We start from the raw sequence: 11,138 nt of genomic DNA, 5'->3' as shown, positions 1-11,138 counted from the left end.
TGGCAACCCGCTCACGCGGAGCCTGACCCGGGGTTAATGAAACGAGCGGTCGCAGGCCGCTCGGCCTGCGACGGCGTTGCCGGCCGGCATCGCGGGTGTACGCTCCAGGTCCGGTTTGGAGAATCACCCATGGGCGGCATGCAGCGGGAGCAGCAACGGGTACTGGCGGCGGCACGCCAGCGCTTCGCCGACGGCGGGGCGCTGGCCGAGGCGCTGCTGGCGCCATCGGTGCAGCGCTCGTGGGAACGCTCGCGGCAGGCCGGCGTGCAGCCCCGGCAGGAACCGCACTACGCCGCGCTCGACGCTGCCGCCCCGCGCCTGGATGACCCGGCCGACCGCCGTCTGGCGCGCGGCGTGCGCGAGGACCTGGACACGCTCTGGGCCGCGTTCGGCGGGCGCCAGTGGACCCTGTTCTGCGTCAACGCCGAGGGCATGGTCGTGGCCCAGCGCGAGCACGGCCTGGCCGATGTGCCGGTGCTGCGCCCGATCCAGGTCGGCCGGCGCCTGCGCGAGCGCGACATCGGCACCACCGCCCCGGCCTGCAGCCTGGCCGACGACACCCCGGCACTGGTGCGCGGCAACGAGCACTACCTGGACCGCTTCGCCGCCGTGTTCTGCCTGAGCGTGCCGCTGCACGGCCTGGACGGGGAGCTGCTGGGGGCGCTGGACATCACCGGCACCGGCGAGCGCGATGCCGAACTGCTGCACGGGTATTTCCGCCAGGCCGCGTTGTCCACCGAAAACCGGCTGATGCTCGACCACCGGCCCTGCCACCTGCTGGCCGTGCAGCACGATGCCCGCTGGCTGCAGTCACCGCTGCAGGGCCTGCTGGCGATCGAGGAGGACGGTCGCGTGCGGGCGGCCAACCGGGTGGCGCGCCGGTTGCTCGGGCTGCCCCGGCGCGGCCCATTGCCACTGCTGTCACTGCAGGGTCTGTTTGCGGGGGCCAGCGTGCACCAGCGACGGCGCCTGCTGCAGGCCGGGCCTGCGCATCGGGTGCGTATCGGCGAAGACACCGCGGTGTATGTGCAGTACCTGCGCGGGCCGTTGGCCGCGCGCGCGGGTGTGCGCCTGGCGGGGGCGGCCAGCCCGGGCGGTGCGCCGACGTTGCGTGCGCTCAACGCGCAGGGCGTGCGCGAGGCGGTGGCCGCGCACCACGGCAACATCGCCGCCGCGGCGCGGCAGCTGGGCATATCGCGGACCACGTTGTACCGGCACCTGCGCGGGTAGCGCGGCGCGGTTGCCGGCCAGCGGCCGGCAGCGCATGTGCGTGGCGGGTTGCCGGCCAGGCCTGTATCAGTCGCGGAAGTTGTCGAACTGCAGCGGCACCTCGAAGGTTTCCTTCTTCAGCAGCGCGATCGCGTCCTGCAGGTCATCGCGCTTCTTGCCGTTCACGCGCAGCTTGTCGCCATTGATCTGGCTGTCGACCTTGAGCTTGCCTTCCTTGAGCTTGGCCGCGATCTGCTTGGCCACCTTCTGCTCGATGCCCTGCTTGACGGTGATCTTCTGGCGCGCCCCGGCCAGGTTGGTCTCGATGTCGCCAAACTCCAGGCAGCGCACGTCGATGCCGCGCGCGATCAGGCGGGCGCGCAGGATGTCGGTCATCTGCTGCAGCTGGAAATCGCTCGGCGCGGACTGGCTGATCACGCTGTCTTCCAGCACGAATTTGGCCTCCACGCCCTTGAAATCGAAGCGGGTGCTCAGTTCGCGATTGGCCTGGTCGACCGCGTTGGTCAGCTCGTGGGTGTTGACTTCGGAGACGACGTCAAAGGAAGGCATGGGGAAATCTCCAGCGGTTGAATGCCGCCATTCTACCTACCCGGCATGGACGGCCCGGCCCAGGCGGCGATAATGGGCAATGAACACGCTCAAGTCCCCCACCCGTGCCGTCGCCTGGATGCTGATGGCGGTCGCCTGTTTCTCGCTGATGGACGCGGGCATGAAGCAGCTTTCGGCCAGTTACCCGACCCTGCAGGTGACCTTCCTGCGCGGGGCGGCCTCGCTGCCGTTCGTGCTGGTCTGGGTGCTGGCCACCGCCGGGCCGCGCTCGCTGGTGCCCCGGCGCTGGGGCCTGCACCTGCTGCGCGGGGTGATGGGCATGGCGATGATCGGCTGCTTCGTCTACGCCCTGCGCAGCCTGCCGCTGTCCACCGCCTACACCATCTACTTCGTGGCCCCGCTGCTGATCGCCGCGCTGTCGGTGCCGCTGCTGGGCGAGCATGTCGGCCCGCGCCGCTGGATCGCCATCGGCATCGGCCTGGTCGGGGTGCTGGTGGTGCTGCGGCCGGGGGTCGGCGGGTTCATCTCCATTCCCGGGCTGATGGTGCTGCTGGCGGCCACCGCCTATGCCATCGCGGCGATCACCGTGAGCATGCTCACCCGCACCGATACGCCGCAGTCGATGGTGGTCTGGTTCCTGGTGCTGCTGGCGCTGGGCGCCGGCCTGCTGGCCATTCCCGACTGGCAGCCGTTGCAGCCCAGCCACGCCTGGCTGATCGCCGGCATGGGCCTGGCCGGGGCAGGCGGCCAGGTCGCCTTGACCCGCGCCTTCCAGCTGGGCGAGGCCTCGATGATCGCGCCGCTGGAGTACACCGGCCTGGTCTGGGTGATCGGCTGGGACCTGCTGTTCTGGGGCGCGCTGCCGGACGGCGCCACCTGGCTGGGCGCGGCGATCATCGTGGCCTCCGGCCTGTACCTGCTGCACCGCGAGCGGGTCCGCCAGGTGCAGCCGCCCACGCCGCTGGACCACCCCTGAGCCACGCGCCGGGCCGATCACGCCCGCTTAGAACCAAACGGAATATCATTCCGACCTGCCGCGCGGGCCAGGGCCGTCCCGCGCTGGTAGGCTGCACGCCCCCTCCCGTCGATGCCCCGGTTGACCGCGAAGTGATCGAGCTCCAGCGCCTGCACAAATCCTATGCCGTCGGTGGCCGCGCGATCACCGCGCTGCAGCCGCTGGACCTGACCATCGAGGCCGGCGAAGTGTTCGGCATCATCGGCCACTCCGGCGCGGGCAAGTCCACCCTGATCCGGCTGATCAACCGGCTGGAAGAACCCAGCGGCGGGCGCCTGCTGATCAATGGCGAGGATGTCACCGCGCTGGACGCCGACGGCCTGCGCGCGCTGCGCCGCCGGATCGGCATGATTTTCCAGCACTTCAACCTGCTGTCCTCGCGCACCGTGGCGGCCAACGTCGCCTTCCCGCTGGAGCTGGCCGGCATCGCGCGCGCGGAGATCGATGCGCGCGTGGACGAACTGCTGCACACCGTCGGCCTGGAGGCGCACGCCAGCAAGTACCCCGCGCAGCTGTCCGGCGGCCAGAAGCAGCGCGTCGGCATCGCCCGCGCCCTGGCCACCCGCCCGCAGATCCTGCTGTGCGACGAGGCCACCAGCGCACTGGACCCGCAGACCACCGCCTCGGTGCTCAAGCTGCTGGGCCGGATCAACCGCGAGCTGGGCCTGACCATCGTGCTGATCACCCATGAGATGGACGTGATCCGCCGGGTCTGCGACCGCGTCGCCGTGCTCGATGCCGGCCACCTGGTCGAAACCGGCCCGGTCACCGAGGTGTTCCTGCACCCGCAGCACCCGACCACGCGCCGCTTCGTCAGCGAATCGGAGCAGGTGGACGAGGGCGAGCTGCACAAGGATTTCGAGGCCGTGGCCGGGCGCATCGTGCGCCTGACCTTCCTCGGCGCGGACACCTACGAACCCCTGCTCGGGCGCATCGCGCGCGAGACCGGGGTGGACTACAACATCCTGTCCGGTCGCATCGACCGGATCAAGGACACCCCCTATGGCCAGCTGACCGTGTCGCTGGTGGGCGGGGACGTGGCCGCCGCCCAGGCCGGCTTCGTCGCCGCCGGTGTCCACCTTGAGGAGCTGCGTCGATGATGCTGGCCACGGCAGGCGGTTTCTTCCGCCACCTGGATGCGGGCAAGTGGGCCGATATCGGCCAGGCCACGCTGGACACCCTGTTGATGCTCGGCGGCTCGCTGCCGCTCACCCTGCTGATCGGCCTGCCGCTGGGCGTGCTGCTGTTCCTCACCGGCTCGCCGCAGCTGCATCGCAAGCCGGTGCTGTACGGCAGCCTGGCGCTGCTGGTGAACCTGCTGCGCTCGGTGCCTTTCATCATCCTGATGATCGTGCTGATCCCCATCACCCTGTGGATGATGGGCACCTCGCTGGGCGTGCGCGGGGCGATCGTGCCGCTGGTGATCGGCGCGGCGCCGTTCTACGCCCGCCTGGTGGAGACCGCGCTGCGCGAGGTGGACCGCGGCGTGATCGAGGCCAGCCAGTCGATGGGCGCCACCACCTGGCAGCTGGTCACCCGGGTGCTGCTGCCCGAAGCGCGGCCGGGGCTGATCGCCGGCGCCACCGTCACCGTGATCGCCCTGATCGGCTTCACCGCCATGGGCGGTGCGATCGGTTCGGGTGGCCTGGGCGACCTGGCCTTCCGCGACGGCTACCAGCGCTCGCACACCGACGTGGCCCTGGTGACCGTGGTGCTGTTGCTGGTGCTGGTGCAGGTCCTGCAGATGCTGGGCGACCGCCTGGTGGCGCACTACAGCCGGAAGTAACGGGCGGGTACCGCCCGTCGGTCGGGACGCCTCTCGCGGGGGATGCGGCGTCGTGACTGGTCCTGCAGGCCGGATACGACTTCCAGGCCACTTGGGCGGCGCTGGATCAACGCACGTTCGGCACTTCAAAGCCCAGCCGGTCCACCTGCTCGGGGTGCTGCGGCACGCGCTTGAGCTTGTCGGTGTTGACCCCGTATTCGTCGCGGAGGCGGGTGGCCAGTTCCTTGTACAGGTCCTTGTCCATGTCCGGCTTGCGCGCGAAGATCCAGGCCATTTCGCGGCCGGGATAGCCCAGCATCGCCCACGAATAGTCCGGCGCCACTTCCAGCACGCGGGTGTGGGTGGGCACGATCTTGTAGAACCAGGTGCGCCAGTTGTGGTTGCCGCTGTCCGCGTCCACCGAGGCGCGCACGGTCAGTTCCTGCTGCGGCTCGGAGAAGCCGTTGCGGTAACGGTAGGTGATGGACACCTTCTGGTCGCCGCGCAGGCTGAACGTGTTGACGCTGGCCACGTGGCCGCGCTCGATCGGGTTGGGAACCCGGCCGATCACATACCAGGTGCCCATGAACCGTTGCAGGTCGATGGCGTCACCCTGCGCGCTGGCGGCCGCCGGTGCCGGGTCCGGCTTGGCCTCGTGGCGGAAGGCGCAGGCAGACAGCAGCGACAGCGTCGACAGCAACAGGACAGCGCGAAGCGGGCGGTTCACAGACATGCGGCAGGAGGCTCCAGGGGCTGGCACGGGCATGGTGGGTGGGACGGCGGAGAACGTCAATGGCGGCGTTCACCTGTACCGCACGCGTGCCGTCGTGGCGCCTGGCCAAGGTCGCAGCCAGTGAGATGGTGGCACGGCAAGGTGACGCATCACTTTCGCACGGAGTCGTGTCATGCCCTTGTCGTCTTCGCGTCGTTCCCGGTCTTCACATCCGTCCCCGCGCCGCCTGCCGGCGCCCGATCCGCAGGTGCTGCGCGCGGTCCGCCAGGTCGCGCTGGCCGGGCTGGCCCTGGTGCTGGTGTGGCCGGCCGCGCGCGGCAGCAGCGAATGGCTGGGCTGGTGGCCGATGTGGCTGGTCGGCATGCCCTGCCTGGCCTGGTGGAGCCTGTACCGCTTCCGCCTGCCGCAGGCCCTGCTGGCGCGCCGCAGCCGTCGTCGCCGGGGGCCGCAGGCCCGCCGCCGCACGCGCGTGCCGCTGCGCACCGCGCGCCCTGACCTTCGACACGGGAGCGCCGGCCAGCCTGTGTGATAGCGTCCGGGGCCTATGACCGCCTGGAGCTGCAATGTCCAAAATCGCTTCGGCCTGCCTGATGGCCGGCCTGATCACCGCTGCCACGGTGGGTACCGCCATGGCCGCTGAGACCCCCGCCGATCCGTATGCCTGGCTGGAAGATGTCGGCGGCGAGCGCTCGCTGGAGTGGGTCAAGCAGCAGAACGCCAAGTCCGAGGGCCGCCTGGCCCAGACCCCGGCGTTCAAGCAGATGGAGGCCAGCATCCGCGAGGTGCTCGATTCCGATGCCAAGATCCCCGGCGTGCAGAAGATCGGCGATTACTACTACAACTTCTGGAAGGACAAGCAGCACGAGCGCGGCCTGTGGCGGCGCACCACGCTGGCCGAGTACCGCAAGGCCTCGCCCACCTGGGAAACCGTGCTCGACCTGGACGCGTTGAACAAGGCCGAAGGCGAGAACTGGGTCTGGCACGGCGCCGAGTGCCTGCGCCCGGACTATTCGCGCTGCCTGATCGCGCTCTCGCGCGGCGGTGCCGATGCCGATGTCACCCGCGAGTTCGACCTGGCCAACAAGGCCTGGATCAAGGACGGCTTCTTCCGCCCCGAATCCAAGGGTGGCCTGAACTGGATCGACCGCGACAACGTGTTCGTCTACACCGATTTCGGCGACGGCAGCATGACCACCTCCGGCTACCCGCGCGTGGCCAAGCTGTGGAAGCGTGGCACGTCGATGGCCTCGGCCAGCGTGGTCTATGAGGGCAAGCCCGATGACATGTACATCGCGGCCATGCACGACGACACGCCCGGCTTCGAGCGCAACCTGGTCAGCCGCACGCTGGCCTTCTACAACAACGAGCTCTACCTGCGCGCCGACGACGGCACGCTGACCAGGATCGATGCGCCGAACTCGGCCGAGAAGGGCCTGCGCAAGCAGTGGCTCACCCTGGAGCTGCGCGAGCCGTGGACCGTGGGTGGCAAGACCTACACCGCCGGTTCGCTGCTGGTGACCAAGCTGGATGACTTCATCGCCGGCAAGCGTGACCTCGAGGTGCTGTTCGCCCCGACCGACACCACCTCCCTGGCCGGCACCAGCTGGACGAAGAACCATCTGGTGCTGAACGTGCTGGACGACGTCAAGAGCCGGCTGGTCGTGCTGACCCCCACCGGGAGCGGCTGGAAGAAGAGCGACTTCACCGGCGCGCCGACCTTCGGCACCGTGGCGGTGGGCGCGGTGGACGCCGACGACAGCGACGCGGTGTGGATGACCGTCACCGACTACCTGACCCCGACCACGCTGGCCCTGGCCGAGATCGGCAAGCAGCCGGAAGTGCTCAAGACCATGCCGGCCTTCTTCAATGCCGAAGGCAAGGTGATCGAGCAGCACTTCGCCACCAGCAAGGACGGCACCCGCGTGCCGTACTTCGTGGTGCACGCCAAGGACATGAAGCTGGACGGGTCCAACCCGACCCTGCTGTACGGCTACGGCGGTTTCGAGATCTCGCTGACGCCGTCGTATTCCGGCGGGATGGGCCGCGCCTGGCTGGAGAAGGGCGGGGTCTACGTGGTGGCCAACATCCGCGGCGGTGGCGAGTACGGCCCGCGCTGGCACCAGGCGGCGCTGAAGCAGAACCGCCACAAGGCCTATGAGGACATGGCGGCGGTCGCGCGTGACCTGGTCAGCCGCAAGATCACCTCGGCCAGGCACCTGGGCGTGCAGGGCGGCAGCAACGGCGGCCTGCTGACCGGCAACATGCTCACCCAGTACCCGGAGCTGTTCGGGGCGGTGGTGGTGCAGGTGCCGCTGCTGGACATGAAGCGCTACAGCCACCTGCTGGCGGGTGCATCGTGGATGGCCGAATACGGCAACCCGGACACGGCCGACTGGTCCTACATCCAGACCTTCTCCCCGTACCACCTGTTCGACCCGGCCAAGACCTATCCGCCGGTGCTGTTCACCACCTCCACCCGCGATGACCGCGTGCACCCGGGCCATGCCCGCAAGATGGCGGCCAAGATGATCGCGGCGGGCAAGGACGTGACCTACTACGAAAACATCGAAGGCGGTCACGGTGGCGCGGCGAACAATGCCCAGGCCGCCCACATGTCGGCCTTGTCCTATAGCTTCCTGTGGGAGCAGTTGCGGTAGAGTCGAGCGTTGCTCGACTGCTGGGATGCCCCATCGGCCCGGTAGCCGCAGGGAACCGCCGAAGGCATCTTCGGTCCGCCTCCGGGTGGTGGGGCATCAGGTTGGCTCCACCCCAGTTTCAGCGCCACGCCGCAAGGCGTGGCGTTTTTTTTACCTGTCTGCAGAGAAAGGACCGAAGCGGTAGTGCCGGCCGCTGGCCGGCATCCCACAGCCACCGTGTTCCCAACGACCACCGACCAATGGTCACTGCGGCGGCGGGTGCTTTCCTACCCGCCGCGCGACCAACGACGTACTCACCGCACCCACGTCTCCAACCCACGCCGGATGCGCGCCACCGCTTCCTCCAGCCGCGGCACTTCCTGCGTATAGGCCAGCCGCACGTGCGCGTTCGCGCGGTGGTGGCCGAAATCCAGGCCCGGGGTAAACGCCACGTGCTGGGTTTCCAGGAAGTGCGCGCAGAACGCCTGCGCGTCGTCGGTGAACGCGCTCACGTCGCAGTACAGGTAGAACGCCCCTTCCGGTTCCACTTCAATCCGGAAGCCCAGCGCGCGCAACGCCGGCAGCAGGTAGTCGCGGCGCTCGCGGAAGGCGGCGCGGCGCTGCTCGAAGATGGCCATGCTCGCCGGCGTGAAGCAGGCCAGCGCCGCGTGCTGGGCAATGCTCGACGCGCTGATGTACAGGTTCTGCGCCAGCTTCTCCAGGTCGCCGATCGCCTGCGGTGGCGCCACCAGCCAACCCAGCCGCCAGCCGGTCATCCCGTAATACTTCGAAAAACTGTTGAGCACGAAGGCCTCATCGTCCACCGCCAGCACGCTGGCCGCGTCCATCCCGTAGGTCAGCCCGTGGTAGATCTCATCCACCACCAGGTGCCCGCCGCGAGCCTTCAGCGCCTGCGACAGCGCGCCCAGCTGCGGCGCCGACAGCACCGTGCCGGTCGGGTTGGCCGGCGAGGCCACCAGCGCGCCCACGCTGTCGGCGTTCCAATGCTGCTCCACCAGCGCCGGGGTGAGCTGGTAGGCGCTGGCCGGCCCCACCGGCACCAGCTGCGCGGCGCCTTCCACCAGGCGCAGGAAGTGCCGGTTGCACGGATAGCCCGGGTCGGCCAGCAGCCAGTGCCTGCCCGGGTCCACCAGCAGGCTGCTGGCCAGCAGCAGCGCGCCCGACCCGCCCGGGGTGATCAGGATGCGCGCCGGGTCCACGGCCAGCTGGTAACGGTCGGCATAGAAACCGGCGATGGCCTCGCGCAGCGCCGGCAGGCCGCGTGCGGCGGTATAGCGGGTGTGGCCGGCGGCCAGCGCCGCCTGGCCGGCCTGCACGATCGGCGCGGCCGTGGTGAAGTCCGGCTCGCCGATCTCCAGGTGGATCACGTCGTGGCCGGCCTGTTCCAGCGCCTGCGCGCGGGCCAGCAGCGACATCACGTGGAAGGGTTCGATTTCCTGGCTGCGGCGGCTGTAGCCGGCCGTGGGGGTCGGGATGCTCATGACCCGATGATAGGGGCTGTGACGATCGGCAGGCTTGCCGCTGCCGCAACGCCCGCCCAGACTGGCCCGACCAAGGACGCCATTGCATTCCCCCCGAAGGAGCCGCATCTCGTGAAACCCGCCCTCTGTTTACTGGTTGCCAGCCTGATGACCCCCAACGTGCATGCCACCCCCGCGCTTACCCCACCGGACGCGGAGAAGCACCCGCACACGGTCAAGGCACCGTTCGGGGCCACCCGCAGCGACGAGTACTACTGGCTGCGCGACGACAGCCGCGAGAACCCGGCGATGCTGGCCTACCTGAACGCGGAAAACGCCTACACCGACCAGGTGATGGCCCCGCTCAAGCCACTCGAGGACAGCCTGTACAAGGAAATCGTGGCCCGCATCAAGCAGGACGATGCCAGCGTGCCGGCGCGTGATCGCGGCTACTGGTATTACACCCGCTTCGAAACCGGCAAGGACTACCCCATCCAGGCGCGCCGCAAGGGCAGCATGGAGGCGCCGGAGGAGATCCTGCTGGACGTCAACCAGATGGCCGCCGGCAAGAACTACTTCGATGTGGGCGATGCCGATGTCAGCCAGGACAACCACCTGCTGGCCTGGGCCGAGGATGACGTCGGCCGCCGCCAGTACGTGATCCGCTTCAAGGACCTGCGCACCGGCCAGGTGCTGGCGGACCGTATCGAGAACGTCTCGCCCAACGTGGTCTGGGCCGATGACAACCGCACCCTGTTCTACGTCGAGAACGACCCGGACACCCTGCTCACCGTGCGGGTGAAGAAGCACGTGCTGGGCACCCCGGCCAGCGCCGACGTGCTGGTCTACGAGGAAAAGGACGACAGCTTCTACATGGGCGTGGGCCGCACCCGCGACGACCGCTTCCTCACCATCGAACTGCACAGCACGGTCAGCTCGGAGACCCGCTATGCCCCGGCTGCCGACCCGCAGGCGTTCACGTTGCTGGCGCCGCGTGCGCGCGATGTCGAGTACGACGCCGACCACTTCAACGGCCGCTGGGTGATCCGCACCAACGATGCCGGCGCGAAAAACTTCAAGATCGTCACCGCGCCCACCGCGGCCACCTCGCGCGCGCAGTGGACCGACTGGGTCGCCCACGATGAGGCGGTGCTGGTGGAAGGGGTCGAGCTGTTCGATGGCTTCAGCGCCATCGCCGAGCGCTCCAATGGCCTGGAGCGCATCCGCCTGCTGTACCCCGATGGCCGCCAGGACTACGTCAAGGCCGACGAACCGGCCTACTCGATGGGCCTGGCCGCCAACCCGGAGCCGGACAGCCCCTGGCTGCGCTACGCCTACAACTCGATGACCACCCCCACCACCACCTATGAGCTGAACACCGCCACCGGTGAACGCCGCCAGCTCAAGCAGCAGCCGGTGCTGGGCTACGACCCGTCGCAGTACACCACCGAGCGCGTCTGGGTGACCGCCCGCGACGGCGCGCGCGTGCCGGTCTCGCTGGTCTACCGCAACGGCTTCAAGAAGGACGGCAGCGCCGCGCTGTACCAATACGCCTACGGCAGCTACGGCATGTCCATGGACCCCGGCTTCAACCAGACCGTGGTCAGCCTGCTCGACCGCGGCGTGGTCTACGCCATCGCGCACATCCGCGGCGGCGAGGAGATGGGCCGCGCCTGGTACGAGGACGGCAAGCTGCTCAAGAAGCAGAACACCTTCAACGATTTCGTCG

At 69.1% G+C, this 11,138-nt stretch carries 10 protein-coding genes; 7 read left to right on the top strand and 3 right to left on the bottom strand.

The window, feature by feature from the left end; translation table 11 throughout:
- Nucleotides 1–129 precede the first annotated feature (129 nt).
- Nucleotides 130–1,230 (top strand): helix-turn-helix domain-containing protein, encoded by a 1,101-nt coding sequence (locus RSA25_RS17095; protein WP_332810039.1) that lies wholly within the window; start codon nt 130–132, stop codon nt 1,228–1,230.
- Nucleotides 1,231–1,296: 66 nt separating this feature from the next.
- Here the strand turns inward: RSA25_RS17095 and RSA25_RS17090 are convergent, their stop codons facing one another.
- Entirely contained in the window at nt 1,297–1,779 is a 483-nt protein-coding gene (locus tag RSA25_RS17090) for a YajQ family cyclic di-GMP-binding protein (RefSeq protein WP_332810038.1), read from the bottom strand.
- A 79-nt stretch (nt 1,780–1,858) separates the two neighbouring features.
- Here RSA25_RS17090 and RSA25_RS17085 point away from each other — a divergent pair, with 79 nt between their 5' ends.
- From RSA25_RS17085 to RSA25_RS17075, 3 genes are all read left to right on the top strand, one after another.
- Complete coding sequence (locus RSA25_RS17085; protein WP_332810037.1) at nt 1,859–2,755, top strand: DMT family transporter; 897 nt, start codon at nt 1,859–1,861, stop codon at nt 2,753–2,755.
- 131 nt (nt 2,756–2,886) lie between these two features.
- Complete coding sequence (locus RSA25_RS17080) at nt 2,887–3,894, top strand: methionine ABC transporter ATP-binding protein (RefSeq protein ID WP_332810036.1); 1,008 nt, start codon at nt 2,887–2,889, stop codon at nt 3,892–3,894.
- On the top strand, nt 3,891–4,580 hold the full coding sequence (locus RSA25_RS17075) for a methionine ABC transporter permease (RefSeq protein WP_332810035.1): 690 nt from the start codon (nt 3,891–3,893) through the stop codon (nt 4,578–4,580). Before RSA25_RS17080 ends, RSA25_RS17075 begins: the two co-directional genes overlap by 4 nt.
- Before the next feature lie 106 nt (nt 4,581–4,686).
- Here the strand turns inward: RSA25_RS17075 and RSA25_RS17070 are convergent, their stop codons facing one another.
- On the bottom strand, nt 4,687–5,292 hold the full coding sequence (locus tag RSA25_RS17070) for a lipocalin family protein (protein ID WP_332810034.1): 606 nt from the start codon (nt 5,290–5,292) through the stop codon (nt 4,687–4,689).
- 226 nt (nt 5,293–5,518) lie between these two features.
- On the opposite strand from RSA25_RS17070, the gene RSA25_RS17065 reads away from it, so the two are divergent.
- A complete protein-coding gene (locus tag RSA25_RS17065; protein ID WP_332810040.1) occupies nt 5,519–5,821 on the top strand; it encodes a hypothetical protein in 303 nt (100 codons plus the stop codon).
- A gap of 34 nt (nt 5,822–5,855) precedes the next feature.
- Nucleotides 5,856–7,949 (top strand): prolyl oligopeptidase family serine peptidase, encoded by a 2,094-nt coding sequence (locus RSA25_RS17060; RefSeq protein WP_332810033.1) that lies wholly within the window; start codon nt 5,856–5,858, stop codon nt 7,947–7,949.
- Between the two features lie 293 nt (nt 7,950–8,242).
- Here RSA25_RS17060 and RSA25_RS17055 read toward each other — a convergent pair whose 3' ends face one another.
- Nucleotides 8,243–9,430 carry a pyridoxal phosphate-dependent aminotransferase gene (locus RSA25_RS17055; RefSeq protein ID WP_332810032.1) on the bottom strand — a complete coding sequence of 396 codons (1,188 nt, stop codon included), beginning with the start codon at nt 9,428–9,430 and terminating at the stop codon, nt 8,243–8,245.
- A gap of 111 nt (nt 9,431–9,541) precedes the next feature.
- Between RSA25_RS17055 and RSA25_RS17050 the strand changes: the two genes are divergently transcribed.
- Nucleotides 9,542–11,138, top strand: a 1,597-nt coding sequence (locus RSA25_RS17050) for a prolyl oligopeptidase family serine peptidase (RefSeq protein WP_332810031.1), incomplete at its 3' end; no start/stop codon positions are given.

It is taken from the genome of Stenotrophomonas sp. (genome assembly GCF_036662295.1).
Lineage (GTDB): Bacteria > Pseudomonadota > Gammaproteobacteria > Xanthomonadales > Xanthomonadaceae > Stenotrophomonas.
Note: the sequence above shows the minus strand (reverse complement) of the source record. Positions and strands in the feature narration are given on the sequence as shown.